Origin of the sequence: Spiroplasma endosymbiont of Melieria omissa, assembly GCF_964031175.1 — a bacterium.
GTDB classification, from domain to species: domain Bacteria; phylum Bacillota_I; class Bacilli_A; order Mycoplasmatales; family VBWQ01; genus Spiroplasma_E; species Spiroplasma_E ixodetis_A.
The window spans coordinates 1,556,283-1,572,984 of record NZ_OZ035012.1 but is presented as its reverse complement, the minus strand read 5'-3'; the positions used below and the strand labels follow the sequence as shown (position 1 = coordinate 1,572,984).

Genomic DNA, 16,702 nt, shown 5'->3' with positions numbered 1-16,702 from the left:
TAAAATAGATTAGGAAGATTAAATTATGCCAAAACCATACAGTGAAGACTTACGAAGAAAAGTAATAGAAGCTTATAAAAGTAAAAATATGAAAATTAAAGAAATTTGTAAAGTGTTCAATATCACTAGAAAGACTTTATTTTTATGAAGAAAAAGAAAAAAAGAAACTAGGCATATAAAACCAATTTTGAATTATCAAAAAGGACATAGCCACAAAATAAAGGATTTAGATGAATTAAAAAATTATTTAGCAGAAAATAAAGATGTTACAGTTCAAAAAGTAATTGATAAATTTGGAAATATAACTAAAGAAACAGTTTATAACTATTTTAAAAAACTAAATTATACATATAAAAAAAACTTTTCTATATGAACAAAGAGATAAAAATAAACAAGAAGATTTTTTAAAAGAAATAGCTAAAATAATGAATGAAGATTTAGTATATATTGATGAATCTGGAATTGATGATAATGAATTTTATAAATATGGTTGATCTGAAAAAGGTAAAAGATTATTTGATAATAAACCCGCATATAAAATAAAGAGAATGAGTATAATTGGTTCACTAAATAAAGGTAAATTAAAAGCCTTATGAGCATTTGAAGGACATTGCAATAGTAAAATTTTTGAATCATATGTTAAAAATAAACTAATTCCAGTATTAAAGCGTGGACAAATTATAGTTTTAGATAATGCAACGTTTCATAAATCTAAATTAACACAACAATTAATTGAAAATGCTGGATGCAAACTATTATTTCTTCCGCCATATTCTCCTAATTTAAATCCAATTGAACATTTTTGCTTTGCTATAAAACATAATATAAGAAAAATATTACCAAATTATTGACCAAATATTAAAAAAGCGATTGATTTTGTTTTTCAAGATATGAGTAAACATTACTTTAGTTAGCTATACTAGTTTCCAATTCGCTCCCACCCCAAGAATTACCATTAATGGTTAGTATATTTTATTAGGTATCACTCCACTTATTATTTATCCATGCAAGTCCACATGCTCTAGCTACTATTTTTAACAACTGTGTTGTAGTTCACTTTTTTAATTCCCTAACACGTGTTGATAATAGTATTAAAGAGGGTTATTAAAAATTTTAAAATTTTACAATTACAAAAAAAGACAAGATTATTTCTTGTCTTTTCCTTAAGAACCTGTTTAGGATCTTTTTAATAGAATTTAACTAAAACAAGAAATAATCATTTATAAATAGGTACTTAACCAATAATTTATTTTCTTTTTCATTTTTTTGTTAAAAAGATTTTATCATTTGAAAACTTATCGACTAAAAATCTATTTTTTATTATAAAATAACCATTATAATATAAATTTTATTAAAAATTAATCAAAAAAGATCCTAAACAGGTTCTAATAACTTTGAGAATAATTTTTATTTTTTTTAAATGTATATTTTTAAAATACGTCGAATATAAATTTAAATTTAAGGGTTAAAGAGAGTAATTTTGTCTATTTTTTCATTATTTTGCAATAATTCATTTTTGGAAACAAGTTACTAATATGATAATTAATTATTTCGTAAATTTGACAACCGCCCAAATAAATTACTCTAATAGAATAGAGATTTTATTTTTGAAAAATAAAATTAAAGATAAAGTATAGCTAACTAAAGTAATATTTACTCATAAATAATGTAAAATAATAATATGTAATTTAAGCAGTTTTTGAATTTAAAAGTACAATTCAGCAATAATTAAAATAGATTAGGAAGATTAAATTATGCCAAAACCATACAGTGAAGACTTACGAAGAAAAGTAATAGAAGCTTATGAAAGTAAAAATATGAAAATTAAAGAAATTTGTAAAGTGTTCAATATCACTAGAAAGACTTTATTTTTATGAAGAAAAAGAAAAAAAGAAACTGGGCATATAAAACCAATTTTGAATTATCAAAAAGGACATAGCCACAAAATAAAGGATTTAGATGAATTAAAAAATTATTTAGCAGAAAATAAAGATGTTACAGTTCAAAAAGTAATTGATAAATTTGGAAATATGACTAAAGAAACAGTTTATAACTATTTTAAAAAACTAAATTATACATATAAAAAAAACTTTTCTATATGAACAAAGAGATAAAAATAAACAAGAAGATTTTTTAAAAGAAATAGCTAAAATAATGAATGAAGATTTAGTATATATTGATGAATCTGGAATTGATGATAATGAATTTTATAAATATGGTTGATCTGAAAAAGGTAAAAGATTATTTGATAATAAACCCGCATATAAAATAAAGAGAATGAGTATAATTGGTTCACTAAATAAAGGTAAATTAAAAGCCTTATGAGCATTTGAAGGACATTGCAATAGTAAAATTTTTGAATCATATGTTAAAAATAAACTAATTCCAGTATTAAAGCGTGGACAAATTATAGTTTTAGATAATGCAACGTTTCATAAATCTAAATTAACACAACAATTAATTGAAAATGCTGGATGCAAACTATTATTTCTTCCGCCATATTCTCCTAATTTAAATCCAATTGAACATTTTTGATTTGCTATAAAACATAATATAAGAAAAATATTACCAAATTATTGACCAAATATTAAAAAAGCGATTGATTTTGTTTTTCAAGATATGAGTAAACATTACTTTAGTTAGCTATATATAAATATGTTGAAAAATTTCTCTTTGAAAATAGAGAAATATGAAATAGATTCGTTTTTATTAATGAAAATGGAGTTAATAAAAAAATTTCTTTAATGAAATTATGAGATTTAATAAAAACAAAAAAACAATATGAAGATTTAGAAAAATTGTTTTGAAATGAAATAAATAAATATTATTTAGAAGTTATAGAAATTAATTTAAAAGATAATTTTAATATTTTAATGGAAAGTTTAAACTTTTTACAAGATAATTGATTTTTTAGTAGTATTTTTTTTGAAGTTAAAGGAAATTTAATATTTATTTTTAATAAATTAAATTTTTTAATTTCCAATAAAACTAATTTTAATGAATTAGAAATTAAAAAAGCAAAAGTTAATCAAAAAAAATTTGAATGAGGTTTTTCAAAGGATAATGATTATACATTAAGATTTTATAAGAGTCCTTTAATAAAAGGTATTATTGAAGGTAGAAATATATTAGCGCATCAATTAATTTTTATTAGTCCATATCAAAAAATTAGTTATTTTCCTCACTTAATTTCTACTATATATTTAGTTTTGTGATATCTTTATGAAATAGATTACTAAAAATTTATTTAGATAATAATTGGAAATTAGATATCTTTACCACTTTTAATTGCTTTAATATCTTTTTTTAACTGCTCTTTTAAAAATTTAATATCATTCTCACTATTTTTTACTTTTTTTAATGCTTCAATTTTAACTTTAGTATCTTTTTTTAATGCTTGAATCTTATCATTTTTTTCAGATCTAATTAACAATTTGGCTCCAACTTTCTTTGTTAAAATGTGTAAACCCCTAAAAGGGTATTTTTTTAATAAAAGTTTTTCATCTTCAATTAATTCTTGATTACGAGAAGCAATAACAGTAGCTTGTAAACCACCAGAAATATTAACTGCAGTTCTGCCCATATCAAATAAACCATCTAAAGCACCAATAATACCATAAACAGCAGCATAATAGCTACCAAAACCAAGACCACCTAAAACACCAGCTGTTACAACAGCAGCAGTTCCTGGTACTCCCGCAATTCCTAATGAAGCAACTAATGTTACAATTAAGCCATTAATAAATAAAATAGCAATTGTTCAGTTGGGGAAATTACCAGGAAGGATAACACTAAATCATAAGAAAGATAAAATAATGCCAGCTTGCACTCCAGCACAGCCACTTAAACCTATTGTTGTTGAAAGCGGCATTACTGTATCACTACCCTCTTCTTTCACTTTTAAATCTTCTTTTAAGGTATTCATAGCAATTGGTAAAGCGGCATTAGAAGACTGAGTTGTAAAACCAGCAATAATTGGTTTCTGTGCTTTTAATAATCAACGATAAGGATTAATACCAAATAAATATAATGATAATAAATGTCATAAGAAAGTAATAAGTAGTGCTAAATAAGCAACTCCAATAATAATGCCAATATTAGCAAGTGCACCAATTGGTTGATTAATAATTGCTGTTGCTAGCATACTCATAACAGCAAATGGCATAATTTTAATAAACATCATTAATATTGAAATAATAATTTTTCACATTGTTTCTAAAGTGTTTCTTGCTTTGTCCATTCGTTCTTCATTATGCTTAGTTAGTTTTTTAATTGCAAATCTAATTAAAGCACCAAGGACAATGATTGGAATAATTAATGTTTGAGTAAAAACACCAATTAAGCTGCTGGGAACGTAACTAATGATAATTTCGGGAATTGTTTTGGCAGTAGTTTTATCGTAACTACCACCATCAGTTAAATTAAAACCTTGGCCAATTTTAAAAGTAATTCCTAGTCCAAAGGAATAGTAAAAGCAATAGCCACATTTATTAATAAAATAGTAATACCAACTCCTGAAACTTTAGTTATTGTTTTTGAGTTACTATTTTTTTTACTAGTAATTCTAGCAATAGCTAAAAATACTAATGGAATAGTTAACATAGTAATACCAATAATAAAAATAGTTTTTAATAATTCAATTCAGTGTACAATTTCTGCAACTCAGGGTATATAAGTCAGGATTAGTTTTTATTGGTGTTCCAGGTAAGTTAGGATAAGTAATGTTATGACTCTATTAAAACCAGTAATAGCTTGGATAGTAATACCAAAAATTAGTCCTAATCCCATTCCAGTAAAAATACGAATTGGAAATTTAGGTTTAGTTTTTTTAATAAAAATAGAAAGTGCTAGGATAATACTAAAAAAGACAATTATCCCGATTAGACTTTGTCAGTGTGAAATACCAACAAAGTCTCTTAATAAGTTAATATTGTCATTACTAAGAGTTGTCATAGTTGCTACCTCATTCTTTTTATTTTTTATAGGTTATGACGATGTTACTTTTCTGCTTGCTATATGAATAATATCACTAGTACGAGCAAAAGGAGGTGAATAAACTAAATCTAAATTTTGTAAATCACGGATGTCCATTTTATTTCAAATGGCAGTAGCAAGAGCATTAATTCTTAATGTGGCATGATTATAGCCTGCCATTTGTGCTGCCAGTAATTGGAAATTTGTTTTATCATAAAATAGTTTCAAGTATAAAGGACGAGATTGTTTTAAGTATCTTGGTAGATCATAATCTTTAATATAAACACTACCAATTTTATTTTTATCAATCGTATCAAAACTACCAGTTTTTGTTATTTCTAAATTACCAACACGTAAAATACTTGATCCTAAAGTTCCTGGATATTTATGTTCTGGGTTTTTAATATTATCAGCAATAATACGTGCCATTTTATTAGCATTAGTTGCCAAGGGAACATATATTGATGATTTATCAAATTGACACTATATATTTGTGCACAATCACCACCACTATACATATTTGAAAACTTTTTTGTAACATTTTCTTTAGAAGGAATTTGACAGAATTCGTTAATAATAATTGCTTTATTTTTATTTAATTCAATGTTGCTATTTTGTAAAAAATTCGTATTTGGTTCAAAACCAACTGCTAGTATTACTAAGTCACAAGGTATTGTTTTTCCATTTTTTTTATCACTTACACTTCTTAAACGCAAATCATTAACATTATTATGAGTCATCATTAGTTCTTCAACTTGATAGTTTAGTAAAATAGTGGCATCGTTTTTTGATTTAGTTTTATGATTAATATTTTTTTTGGTTAGTTCATCATAAATTAATTGGCTAAATTCTTTATCAACAACGTCTGCCATTAATCGATCTTTCATTTCAACGATTGTGACATCTTTTTTTTGTTTTAAGCATGCTTCTGCCATTTCCATGCCAATGAATCCACCACCAATAATAACTATTTTTTTAGCATTTTTCATTGCTTTTTTTAGATTTATAGCATCTTCTTTAGTAAAAACATTATAAACATTATGTGGTAAAATACCATGACTAAAAGGTGGCGGAATTTTTGGTTTGGCTCCTGTTGCAATAACTAAGGCATGATAAGATACAACTTTTGCTTTAGTTTTATCGTCTGTTGTTTTTTTGACATGAATTTCTTGTTTTGCTGTATCGACTTTAATAACATTTTGATTTAAATGAATTTTAATTTTATTTTTATTATTAGTTTTTTCTGAAAAATCTTTTTTTGTACAATCATTTAAAAGTTTTTTATCTTTAAATTCATTAGCAATATAATAAGGAATACCACAAGCACCAAGTGAAATATAGTTTTTTTCTTGATAAACATGGATATCAAAATTTTTATCACTATTTTTTTCACTACGTAATAATTTACTCGCAACTCCCATCCCAGTCGCGCCAGCACCAATAATAATAACTTTAATTTTCATTTTTATCATCGCTCCACTCTCATTAATTATAATATATATTTAATAAAAATATCAATTAATAGTGTTTATCTTAAGTATTGATTCATTTTTCAACAAATTCTAAAGTAGTGTCACTAATACCTTTATCAGTTACTAAATTATATTCATTAACAACTGTGTGGTCTAAATCACCAATTAAAAAACTTTGACCGTGGTTAGCATCAAGGATAGTGTATAATGAACTTTTTTTTGGTATTTCATATCGAATTTTTTCTTGAAATAATTCGTTAGCATTAGTGTAGTTAATAAAGTGATCATTTTGACCATGAAGAAATAACATTGGCATATCAGGTATTAGTTTTAAATATTTAATTGGTTGTATTTCTTGTAAACCATCGACACCAAATGTTTTTTGTGCTTTTTTACGACTTAATTTCAGCATTAAATTAGTAGGTAAGAAAGCATAATTGTATAGTTTTTCACTATACGTACGATCTAAGCGACTAAATGTACAATCAGAAATAATGAATTTTATTTTTTGATTAATTTTATGTTTTGCATATAAATTGCTTCACATTACTACTGTTGCGCCACCTAATGAAAAACCATATAATCCTAAAGCAGTAGTTTCTTGTTTATATGTTTTACAACAGTATTCAATAATGTCTTGTAAATCTTGTGATTCTTTTAAACCAAAAGTTGTTGGTGATGCATCACTTTCACCATGGTTACGAGCATCATATCAAATAACATTGTAGCCAGCACGTAAAAAAATGAAAGCCTGTTTAAATATTCAAAATCTTGTATTAGTTATTCCGTGTAATAAAATTATTGTTTTATTATTATTTTCATTTTTAAGGGGACTTTTTAAAAAATTACCGTATAATGTTAAATTGTCAATTGATGTTTTAATTGAAAAAGGAATTATATTTTCATGTTTTTCTAGGTATTCTCAATATTCAAAATACATTGGCCATTTTGCTAATTCAATTTTAACTTTCGGTTGAAATTGAGAATTATATTGCAAGCATGCTTTAAACATTTCAATTGAATTTATATTAACTTTTTGTCTTAATTTTATTCTATTAATACTACTTTGTTTCATTAGTTTTCCTCACATTTTAGGTCATACATTTTAATAGTCGATGTTATTTAGTATTGTTGGTTTTGGTTTACAACGAATATATTTTTTGTATTTTTTATAAGGTATAAATTTAATATATAGCTAACTAAAGTAATATTTACTCATAAATAATGTAAAATAATAATATGTAATTTAAACAGTTTTTGAATTTAAAAGTACAATTCAGCAATAATTAAAATAGATTAGGAAGATTAAATTATGCCAAAACCATACAGTGAAGACTTACGAAGAAAAGTAATAGAAGCTTATGAAAGTAAAAATATGAAAATTAAAGAAATTTGTAAAGTGTTCAATATCACTAGAAAGACTTTATTTTTATGAAGAAAAAGAAAAAAAGAAACTGGGCATATAAACTATGGATGGGTTACACTTTATTGGACACTAATTACGTAGACAAGTGAACAAATTAGTTGAAAGAAAGGAACTATAATTATGGCCAATATTAATTCATATACCGATGAATTTAAAAAACAAATAGTAGCTTTATATCAAAGCGGCAAATCAGTATCTTACCTTGCTAAAGAATATAATGTTACAAGAGCAGCTACTTATAATTGAATTAAGCAATTTACTAATTCAGGTAGTTTTAAAGCTAAAGATAATCGTTCTGTTGAAGAAAATGAATTAATTAAATTAAGAAAAGAATTAAAACAATTACGAATGGAAAATGATATTTTAAAGCAAGCAGCACTAATAATAGGCAGAAAATAGAAATTATTACAAACAATAAGTTTAAATATAAAATTCGCACAATGTGTCATTTTTTAAAAATTTCTAAATCAACATATTATTTTAATTTAAAGAAAAAAGAAAATAAAATTCAAAATAATATTTATGATGAAGCTATTATTAGTGCTTTTAAAGAAAATAAATGTGTTTATGGAACAAGAAGATTAAAAGTAATATTAGAAAACCAAGAAATTTATTTATCAAGACGAAAAATTAAAGAAATTATGAATAAGCATAATTTAATATCAAAATACACTAAATTATCATTCAAAAATCATAATAACAAAGTAAATGATGAAAAAATCACTAATCTTGTGAATAGAAACTTTAATAATAGGCTTAAAAATGAAGTTATTGTCAGTGATTTAACTTATGTTCAAGTTAATGGTAAATGAAACTATATTTGCTTATTAATTGACCTATTTAACCGCGAAATTATTGGACATATGTAGGTACTAGAAAAGATGCCTTATTAGTACATCAAGCATTTATGCAATCAAATCGCTGTTTAAAAGATATTCAAATATTTCATAGTGATTGTGGTAATGAATTTAATAATAAAATTATTGATAAACTTTTACTAGCATTCAATATTACTCGCTCTTTAAGCAAAAAAGGTTGTCCTTATGACAATGCTGTTGCTGAAGCAACTTTTAAAACTTTCAAAACTGAATTTATTAATGATAAAAATTTTAGATCATTAATCCAATTAAAATTAGAATTATTTGATTACATCAATTGATACAACAACATAAGAATCCACAGCACTTTAAACTACTTAACTCCAGTTAATTATCAAAAACAAATGTCTACCAAAAAATAGTCCTAAAAAGTGTTGCCATTCCAGTTTTAGATAATGCAACGTTTCATAAATCTAAATTAACACAACAATTAATTGAAAATGCTGGATGCAAACTATTATTTCTTCCGCCATATTCTCCTAATTTAAATCCAATTGAACATTTTTGATTTGCTATAAAACATAATATAAGAAAAATATTACCAAATTATTGACCAAATATTAAAAAAGCGATTGATTTTGTTTTTCAAGATATGAGTAAACATTACTTTAGTTAGCTATATATGATTTACATGAAAAAGAATTAGATTTATTTTTTATCAATTCATTTTTTTAATTTATTTCTATTTTATAAATAAGATTTTCAAATTTTTTGATTTTCACTTAAAACATGTGCAGCAGGAGGATATTCATCAACTAATTTGTTGATTGCATTTACCATTACTTCTTTTTGATAATTATTATTAAATTGTAATTTTTGTTTTGTTTTTTTAGTTTTTTGATATCTTTTTTGGTCATATTTTTTCTTTTTTGCTTTTACCTCAGATTTTTGCTCATATTTTTGCTTTTTTGTCTTCACTTCTGGCCTTTGAGCATATTCTTGTATTCTTTTTTTATTTTTTTGATATCACTTTTTCTTAGAACCTGTTTAGAATCTTTTTAATAAAACTGAAATAAAGGAAAGAACAACCATTTGTAAACTAGTATTTAGTTTTCTTTCACAATTTTTTCATAATCTTCTGTATTTTTCTAATCAAGCAAAGCTTCGTTCTACAATTCATCTTTTTGGTAATACTACAAAAGTATGTAGTTCATTGCGTTTTATAATTTCAACATTTGCATTTATGATTGTTTTGATTTCAGAAGCAAATTTTTCACCAGTATAACCAGCATCTACTATTATTTTTTGAACTGCAGAAAGATTTTCTTTTTCATTTTCAATCATTATTATAGCGCTATTACGATCTGTTTTTTCTGCTGTGGTTATGTAAATTGCATGTGGTAAACCTTGAGAATCAACAATAATATGACGCTTTATTCCTGAAATCTTTTTACCAGCATCATAACCTTTATTTTCAGTAGTATCTGTATTTTTAACACTTTGCGAATCAATTATACAAAAACTAGTTTGTTCTTTGCGATTATTGTTGATACGAACTTTTTTAACCAATTTTTTTTAAAATTAATTGCCATACACTAGCTTCTTTACCGTTATTTTTACTTCAAATTTGAAAATAATAATATACAGTTTGTCATTTTGGAAAATTTTTTGGTAGCATTCTTCATTGACAACCACTTTTTAATACATATAAAATTGCACAAAATACTTCATATAAATCTAAACTTCTTGGTTTTGTTTTCTTTTTGCTATTTTCTAAAATTGATTTTATGTTCTCAAATTGTTCTTTGGTGACATGACTTGGATAATTTTTATGCATAATATATACCTCTGATTTTAAAATATATAATCATTTTACATTATTTTCGAAAAGATTCTAAACAGGTTCTTATACTCTTTTTGTTTTTCATTATTCATAAATTTATCACCCCTTAAATCTGGGTCATTGTTTCAGATTTACGATTTTTATTATTGTTTATTTTTTTTGGTCATCACAAATCAAAATCTTCTTTAAACTTTAAAATGCAAATAAAATATTTAATATATAAAATTAGCGAACTTAATTAAAAAATCGCTAATTTATTAAATATTTAAATTTGGATATTTGCGCTTTAAAAAAAATAATAAAACTTGAATATCAGCAGGACTAACACCAGAAATTCTTGTAGCATGACCAATTGTTAATGGTCTAACACGCTTTAATTTTTCTCTAGCTTCACCAGTAATACTTTCTACTAAATCATAATCAATATCACTAGGAATTTGTTTTTTTTCTAAACTATTAGTTTGTTGCGCCATTTTTAGTTGTTGATTAATATACCCTGAATATTTAATTGTAATTTCTAATTCCATTAATTCATGATATTGTAAATCATTTATTAAAGGTAACTGTGAAGTAAACATTGATAATTTGACACCTGGACGTTTTAATAATTCATAAGCAATAATATGATTATCTGGAATTGGACCTAAATTATTATTAATGATATACTTAGCAACTTCTGAATTGGGACTAACTTTAATAGTTTTTAATTTTTCAACAATATTAGACATTAATGTTTGTTGAATATTAAATTGTGATCAACGTTGTTCACTAACTAAGCCAACTTGATAACCATATTTAATTAATCTTGTTTGAGCATTATCATTTCGTAATAATAAACGATGTTCAGCTAAAGAAGTTAATAAACGATAAGGTTCAACTGTTCCTTTTGTTACTAAATCATCAATTAAAACTCCGATATATGCTTCATCACGCTTTAAAATTAATGGTTTTTCTTTTTTTATTTTTAAATGTGCATTAATTCCGGCCATTAAACCTTGACACGCTGCTTCTTCATAACCACTAGTACCATTAATTTGACCAGCACTAAATAAGTTTTTAATTAATTTAGTTTCCAATGTTGGTCATAATTGTGTTGGTTCAAAAGCATCATATTCAATAGCATATGCTCATTTTAATACTTCACAATTTTCTAAACCAGGTAACGTTCTCAACATTTTATCTTGCACATCAATTGGCATCGATGTTGAAAAACCTTGGACATAAATTGAATCCAAAGCAAGTGATTCTGGCTCTAAAAAAATTTGATGACGAGGCTTATCAGCAAAACGTACTACTTTATCCTCAATACTTGGACAATAACGTGGTCCAGTACCTTGTGCTTCACCATTATACATTGGTGATTTATCTAAATTATTATTAATAATGGTATGAGTTTTATCATTTGTATAAAGTAAATAGCAAGGTAATTGTTTTGCTAATGGTAAAAAATTTTTAGTTTCATGTGAAAATGCTAAAGGTAAATCACTACCTAGTTCAATATTAGTTTTGTCAAAATCAATACTATTTTTTTTAATACGAGGTGGTGTTCCTGTTTTTAAACGTATCATATTAAAGCCTACAATTTTTAATTGTTCAGAAATACCATTACTTGTTCTTTGACCATCTGGTCCTTCTGATTTCTTATTATGACCTTGTAAAGTTAAAGCTGTCATATAAGTGCCAGTAGTTAAAATCACAATTTCACTTGTAATTTTTTCGCCATTCTCTAAAATAACACCCTTAGCGGTGTTTTTTTCAATTATTAATGATTGTACCATAACTTCTAAAATTGTTAAATTTTCTTGTTTATTTATTGCATTTTGCATATATTGTGAATAAGCAATTTTATCAGATTGAGCACGAATAGCTCAAACTGCTGGACCACGTGAATGATTTAATAGTTTCATTTGCAAAGCAGTAGCATCTGCTGCTTTAGCCATTTCGCCACCAAGTGCATCAATTTCACGAACCACAACTCCTTTGGCGGGTCCACCAATAGAAGGATTACATGGCATTAATGCAATTTTAGTTTTATCAAGAGTAATAATAGCAGTTTTATGACCTGCTCGGGCAGAAGATAATGCCGCTTCAACACCAGCATGACCAGCACCAATTACAATAATTTCATAGTCATATTCCATTGATTTCACCTCCATTTCATAAAATATTACATATCAAAATTAATAACATCAAAAATAAGAAATTTTATTTTTAATTTCTTTAGTAATGTTATCATAAATAAGCAAAATATTCATGTACTTTTTAGATTTTTATTTAATAAAAATTGAATTTTAGTTAATAATCTTCTCGATTATAATTCATTATATTTTATACAAGATATAAATATTATTTAAAGAATTAGTGTTGCACCTAAAAATAGCAACTGTTTTAATTAATAATCATTAATACTAATTTAAAATCAGTAATTACTTACTTTTAAGTATTTTATTTATTAGCACAAGATGTGTTTTTATTGAAAAGACACTTTTGTCATTAACATTAGTGACTGTATCCAATGGTGATAAAACATATGCAACATCTATTTCTTTTTCCATAACTGTAACCTCTTTTGTATACAATTTGACTTAAATAATTTATCTTAATATCCCTACATAAGTATAATTATAATGTTAATTTTTAAATTTGCAAATTTTTATTTACTATACCTTTAAACTTAAAAAGTATTTTTATATATAAAAATACATCTTATATTAATTAAGATAAAGAATCACCAAATAATCTCTCCATTTTAATATTAAGATTATTACATAAAGTTTTTAAATGGTAATGTTTACTGAAATGTATATTAATTAATTTATGTAAAGTGGTAACATCTGCCAATGGATCATGATGTTCAAATTTAATTTGATTACTATGAGCAAGAGCACTTAAACGGTTATTAGGATAATCATATGTTATTCTAAATAAATTAACTGAACAAATGTAAAAAAAATTAGGACATTTTAAATCATAATGATTAATTAATGATCTTAAGATATTAATGTTAAAATTAGCATGATGAGCAATAACAACAGTATTTTCAGTAAAAAAGGCAACGATGTCTACTCATAATTCTTTAAAATTTGACATTAAAGATACGCTTTCACTTGTAATTCCATGAACATGAGAAAAAGTAAATTCTTCGGGATGTGGTTTAATTAACGAACTATAAGTTTTGACAATTTTACCTTGTGTTACTTTTATCATAATTAATTGACAAGCACTTGTTTTATTCGAATTTGCAATTTCAAAATCAATAAAAACATAATTAGTATTATCAATCCCTCAATCATGAACACTAAATTTTTTCTTACTATTTAATTTTGATTGCTTTCTTTTTAATAACATTTTTTTAGCAAAAAGATTTTTACTATCTTTACTTTTATACTGTTTAAAAGGTGTAATTATTTCTTGTTTTCCTTCTATATTACCTTTTGATTCAGAATTATCATCTGTTTCAAAATCATCATTTGTCTTCTTAAATTTTACACTTTTAAAAAACATATTAATGGCAATAGCACCTTTCTATCTAAATTTTCATAAATTAATATTAGTTATTCCTTTGATAAATTATAACATTGATAAGTTAGAGTAACTATATTTTTACTTATAAAACTTCATTTTTTGCAAAATTCATTAATTAATTATTATTCTTTAACAACTAACTTAATATTATTTTTATAAATTATATTATGAATAAAATATTATATTGTTGACAATAAAAAAGATTGCGGTTGCAATCTTTTTTTAAATAAGAAAAATATTATAATGAACGTGAAGGTGAAGAATTATATCTAGTAATTAATGGTTCACTATCATTTACTTCATTTTGAAAATTATTAATTTTTTTTAACTTTTTAGCTATTTTAACTTGTTTATTAAGTTCTTTTTCTTCTAATCTTTGATTTTTTGCTTTTAAATTTTTTAATTTATTTTCTGCTTCTTGCAGTTTATCTTTTCTTTTTTTAATTTTATTTTTACTTTTTATAATTTTATCACTAAGTGTTCCTAATAAAGGACTATTTTTTTTATTAAGTTTTCTTTGACGTTGTGCATCCTTAAGATTCATTCGTACTAGTTTATCTTTTTGCAGTTTAGTTATTACCTTAGAACCTGTTTAGGATCTTTTTAATAGAATTTAACTAAAACAAGAAATAATCATTTATAAATAGGTACTTAACCAATAATTTATTTTCTTTTTCATTTTTTTGTTAAAAAGATTTTATCATTTGAAAACTTATCGACTAAAAATCTATTTTTTATTATAAAATAACCATTATAATATAAATTTTATTAAAAATTAATCAAAAAAGATCCTAAACAGGTTCTTAGACTTACTGCATAACTAGTTATGCAGTAAGTCTACTAATGAAATTTTAAATATTTTTCCTGATACTGGTAAAAATCATGATTTTAAAACTTTTAAAAATTCAAAGTTAGAATTTTTGTCAGAAACTGTAATTCTTGCAGATAAAGGTTATCAAGGTTTACAAAAAATTCATAGTAATACATTTTTACCCATTAAAACTAGTAAAAATAATCCTAAAACAAGTAAAATTAAAATTTTTAATAAGAACCTGTTTAGAATCTTTTTAATAAAACTGAAATAAAGGAAAGAACAACCATTTGTAAACTAGTATTTAGTTTTCTTTCACAATTTTTTCATAATCTTCTGTATTTTTCTAATCAAGCAAAGCTTCGTTCTACAATTCATCTTTTTGGTAATACTACAAAAGTATGTAGTTCATTGCGTTTTATAATTTCAACATTTGCATTTATGATTGTTTTGATTTCAGAAGCAAATTTTTCACCAGTATAACCAGCATCTACTATTATTTTTTGAACTGCAGAAAGATTTTCTTTTTCATTTTCAATCATTATTATAGCGCTATTACGATCTGTTTTTTCTGCTGTGGTTATGTAAATTGCATGTGGTAAACCTTGAGAATCAACAATAATATGACGCTTTATTCCTGAAATCTTTTTACCAGCATCATAACCTTTATTTTCAGTAGTATCTGTATTTTTAACACTTTGCGAATCAATTATACAAAAACTAGTTTGTTCTTTGCGATTATTGTTGATACGAACTTTTTTAACCAATTTTTTTTAAAATTAATTGCCATACACTAGCTTCTTTACCGTTATTTTTACTTCAAATTTGAAAATAATAATATACAGTTTGTCATTTTGGAAAATTTTTTGGTAGCATTCTTCATTGACAACCACTTTTTAATACATATAAAATTGCACAAAATACTTCATATAAATCTAAACTTCTTGGTTTTGTTTTCTTTTTGCTATTTTCTAAAATTGATTTTATGTTCTCAAATTGTTCTTTGGTGACATGACTTGGATAATTTTTATGCATAATATATACCTCTGATTTTAAAATATATAATCATTTTACATTATTTTCGAAAAGATTCTAAACAGGTTCTAAGATTATTAAAAATTTTAATTTTACTTGTTTTAGGATTATTTTTACTAGTTTTAATGGGTAAAAATGTATTACTATGAATTTTTTGTAAACCTTGATAACCTTTATCTGCAAGAATTACAGTTTCTGACAAAAATTCTAACTTTGAATTTTTAAAAGTTTTAAAATCATGATTTTTACCAGTATCAGGAAAAATATTTAAAATTTCATTAGTATGTGCATTAATTATGGTTTGAAACTTAACAGTATGCATTCATTTTTTGCCAGAAAATCAATCTTTTTGATTATATTTTGGTCGTTCTGTTTCTACTTCTGTTACATCAATTATCAAAATTTTATTTTTGAATTCTTCTTTTTAAAAAAATATTTTTATTTGTTAAATTATTAAACTTATTATTATTTATTAAAATGTCTTCAATTGAACGAATATTTCGTAAAGCAGTAGTATCAACCATATCATACTCAGCACCAATACTATGATATGTACGATTTTCATATAAATATCTTAAAGTCATTACTAGTCTATCTTCTATTGACATTTTATATGGCCTTCCACCAGTGGTATTTTTTAGATTTTGATGATCTAATAAAATATTTAAAATTTCATTAAAAACTAGTTTATTAATACCAACTATTTTACGAAAATATTGATCCGGTTTATCTTTTAATTCAAAATATGTCATAAAATTTATCCTTAACTATTCAAATTTTATTTTAATAATAACAAAA

At 24.3% G+C, this 16,702-nt stretch carries 22 protein-coding genes and 1 pseudogene; 9 read left to right on the top strand and 14 right to left on the bottom strand.

Annotated elements, in window-relative coordinates; all coding sequences use genetic code 4:
• Positions 1 to 25 precede the first annotated feature (25 nt).
• The 5 genes from ACQH26_RS10340 to ACQH26_RS10320 all read left to right on the top strand — a co-directional run bounded on the left by ACQH26_RS10340 (position 26) and on the right by ACQH26_RS10320 (position 3,239).
• Positions 26 to 385, top strand: a complete 360-nt coding sequence (locus ACQH26_RS10340) for an IS630 transposase-related protein (protein WP_425382453.1) — start codon at positions 26 to 28, stop codon at positions 383 to 385.
• A 40-nt stretch (positions 386 to 425) separates the two neighbouring features.
• Entirely contained in the window at positions 426 to 914 is a 489-nt protein-coding gene (locus ACQH26_RS10335; protein WP_425382269.1) for an IS630 family transposase, read from the top strand.
• 840 nt (positions 915 to 1,754) lie between these two features.
• Positions 1,755 to 2,114, top strand: coding sequence for a helix-turn-helix domain-containing protein (locus ACQH26_RS10330; protein ID WP_425381863.1), 360 nt, complete (start codon positions 1,755 to 1,757; stop codon positions 2,112 to 2,114).
• 40 nt (positions 2,115 to 2,154) lie between these two features.
• Positions 2,155 to 2,643 carry an IS630 family transposase gene (locus ACQH26_RS10325; protein WP_425381862.1) on the top strand — a complete coding sequence of 163 codons (489 nt, stop codon included), beginning with the start codon at positions 2,155 to 2,157 and terminating at the stop codon, positions 2,641 to 2,643.
• Positions 2,644 to 2,873: 230 nt separating this feature from the next.
• Positions 2,874 to 3,239: a hypothetical protein gene (locus ACQH26_RS10320; RefSeq protein WP_425382452.1), complete on the top strand. Its 366-nt coding sequence runs from the start codon at positions 2,874 to 2,876 to the stop codon at positions 3,237 to 3,239.
• A gap of 26 nt (positions 3,240 to 3,265) precedes the next feature.
• On the opposite strand, the gene ACQH26_RS10315 is transcribed toward ACQH26_RS10320, so the two are convergent.
• The 5 genes from ACQH26_RS10315 to ACQH26_RS10295 form a co-directional block, all read right to left on the bottom strand.
• On the bottom strand, positions 3,266 to 4,420 hold the full coding sequence (locus ACQH26_RS10315) for a cation:dicarboxylate symporter family transporter (protein WP_425383121.1): 1,155 nt from the start codon (positions 4,418 to 4,420) through the stop codon (positions 3,266 to 3,268).
• A 269-nt stretch (positions 4,421 to 4,689) separates the two neighbouring features.
• On the bottom strand, positions 4,690 to 4,953 hold the full coding sequence (locus tag ACQH26_RS10310) for a hypothetical protein (protein ID WP_425382451.1): 264 nt from the start codon (positions 4,951 to 4,953) through the stop codon (positions 4,690 to 4,692).
• Between the two features lie 33 nt (positions 4,954 to 4,986).
• Complete coding sequence (locus ACQH26_RS10305) at positions 4,987 to 5,403, bottom strand: hypothetical protein (RefSeq protein ID WP_425382450.1); 417 nt, start codon at positions 5,401 to 5,403, stop codon at positions 4,987 to 4,989.
• Positions 5,343 to 6,437, bottom strand: coding sequence for an FAD-dependent oxidoreductase (locus ACQH26_RS10300; RefSeq protein WP_425382449.1), 1,095 nt, complete (start codon positions 6,435 to 6,437; stop codon positions 5,343 to 5,345). The genes ACQH26_RS10305 and ACQH26_RS10300 overlap by 61 nt, the downstream gene beginning before the upstream one ends.
• A 70-nt stretch (positions 6,438 to 6,507) precedes the next feature.
• Positions 6,508 to 7,521 carry an alpha/beta hydrolase gene (locus ACQH26_RS10295; RefSeq protein WP_425382448.1) on the bottom strand — a complete coding sequence of 338 codons (1,014 nt, stop codon included), beginning with the start codon at positions 7,519 to 7,521 and terminating at the stop codon, positions 6,508 to 6,510.
• Positions 7,522 to 7,758: 237 nt separating this feature from the next.
• Between ACQH26_RS10295 and ACQH26_RS10290 the strand changes: the two genes are divergently transcribed.
• The 3 genes and pseudogenes from ACQH26_RS10290 to ACQH26_RS10280 all read left to right on the top strand — a co-directional run bounded on the left by ACQH26_RS10290 (position 7,759) and on the right by ACQH26_RS10280 (position 9,366).
• Positions 7,759 to 7,953 (top strand): IS630 transposase-related protein, encoded by a 195-nt coding sequence (locus ACQH26_RS10290; protein WP_425382447.1) that lies wholly within the window; start codon positions 7,759 to 7,761, stop codon positions 7,951 to 7,953.
• 39 nt (positions 7,954 to 7,992) lie between these two features.
• Positions 7,993 to 9,112, top strand: a pseudogene (locus tag ACQH26_RS10285) (IS3 family transposase).
• Positions 9,082 to 9,366 (top strand): transposase, encoded by a 285-nt coding sequence (locus tag ACQH26_RS10280; RefSeq protein ID WP_425383120.1) that lies wholly within the window; start codon positions 9,082 to 9,084, stop codon positions 9,364 to 9,366. The pseudogene ACQH26_RS10285 and the gene ACQH26_RS10280 overlap by 31 nt, the downstream one beginning before the upstream one ends.
• Positions 9,367 to 9,437: 71 nt before the next feature.
• Here the strand turns inward: ACQH26_RS10280 and ACQH26_RS10275 are convergent, their stop codons facing one another.
• From ACQH26_RS10275 to ACQH26_RS10250, 6 genes are all read right to left on the bottom strand, one after another.
• The gene (locus tag ACQH26_RS10275) at positions 9,438 to 9,668 is read right to left on the bottom strand and encodes a hypothetical protein (protein WP_425382446.1); all 231 of its coding nucleotides are present in this window, start codon (positions 9,666 to 9,668) and stop codon (positions 9,438 to 9,440) included.
• A gap of 69 nt (positions 9,669 to 9,737) precedes the next feature.
• Positions 9,738 to 10,527, bottom strand: a protein-coding gene (locus ACQH26_RS10270) for an IS5 family transposase (RefSeq protein ID WP_425382012.1) whose coding sequence is annotated in 2 segments (ribosomal slippage) — positions 9,738 to 10,265 and positions 10,267 to 10,527 — 789 coding nt in all. Because the reading frame shifts where the segments join, the coding sequence is not laid out codon by codon here.
• Between the two features lie 263 nt (positions 10,528 to 10,790).
• Positions 10,791 to 12,674 (bottom strand): tRNA uridine-5-carboxymethylaminomethyl(34) synthesis enzyme MnmG, encoded by a 1,884-nt coding sequence (mnmG, locus tag ACQH26_RS10265; RefSeq protein WP_425382445.1) that lies wholly within the window; start codon positions 12,672 to 12,674, stop codon positions 10,791 to 10,793.
• A 285-nt stretch (positions 12,675 to 12,959) separates the two neighbouring features.
• Entirely contained in the window at positions 12,960 to 13,088 is a 129-nt protein-coding gene (locus ACQH26_RS10260) for a hypothetical protein (RefSeq protein WP_255495891.1), read from the bottom strand.
• Between the two features lie 160 nt (positions 13,089 to 13,248).
• Entirely contained in the window at positions 13,249 to 14,037 is a 789-nt protein-coding gene (locus tag ACQH26_RS10255) for an exonuclease domain-containing protein (protein WP_425382444.1), read from the bottom strand.
• Between the two features lie 259 nt (positions 14,038 to 14,296).
• The gene (locus ACQH26_RS10250) at positions 14,297 to 14,602 is read right to left on the bottom strand and encodes a hypothetical protein (RefSeq protein WP_425382443.1); all 306 of its coding nucleotides are present in this window, start codon (positions 14,600 to 14,602) and stop codon (positions 14,297 to 14,299) included.
• Positions 14,603 to 14,978: 376 nt separating this feature from the next.
• Between ACQH26_RS10250 and ACQH26_RS10245 the strand changes: the two genes are divergently transcribed.
• On the top strand, positions 14,979 to 15,143 hold the full coding sequence (locus ACQH26_RS10245) for a hypothetical protein (protein WP_425382442.1): 165 nt from the start codon (positions 14,979 to 14,981) through the stop codon (positions 15,141 to 15,143).
• On the opposite strand, the gene ACQH26_RS10240 is transcribed toward ACQH26_RS10245, so the two are convergent.
• The 3 genes from ACQH26_RS10240 to ACQH26_RS10230 all read right to left on the bottom strand — a co-directional run bounded on the left by ACQH26_RS10240 (position 15,115) and on the right by ACQH26_RS10230 (position 16,656).
• Positions 15,115 to 15,904, bottom strand: a protein-coding gene (locus tag ACQH26_RS10240) for an IS5 family transposase (protein ID WP_425382012.1) whose coding sequence is annotated in 2 segments (ribosomal slippage) — positions 15,115 to 15,642 and positions 15,644 to 15,904 — 789 coding nt in all. Because the reading frame shifts where the segments join, the coding sequence is not laid out codon by codon here. The two genes, ACQH26_RS10245 and ACQH26_RS10240, sit on opposite strands and share 29 nt — an antisense overlap.
• A gap of 40 nt (positions 15,905 to 15,944) precedes the next feature.
• Positions 15,945 to 16,304: a transposase family protein gene (locus tag ACQH26_RS10235; protein ID WP_425382441.1), complete on the bottom strand. Its 360-nt coding sequence runs from the start codon at positions 16,302 to 16,304 to the stop codon at positions 15,945 to 15,947.
• Positions 16,305 to 16,308: 4 nt separating this feature from the next.
• Positions 16,309 to 16,656: a transposase family protein gene (locus tag ACQH26_RS10230; RefSeq protein WP_425381897.1), complete on the bottom strand. Its 348-nt coding sequence runs from the start codon at positions 16,654 to 16,656 to the stop codon at positions 16,309 to 16,311.
• Positions 16,657 to 16,702: the final 46 nt, after the last annotated feature.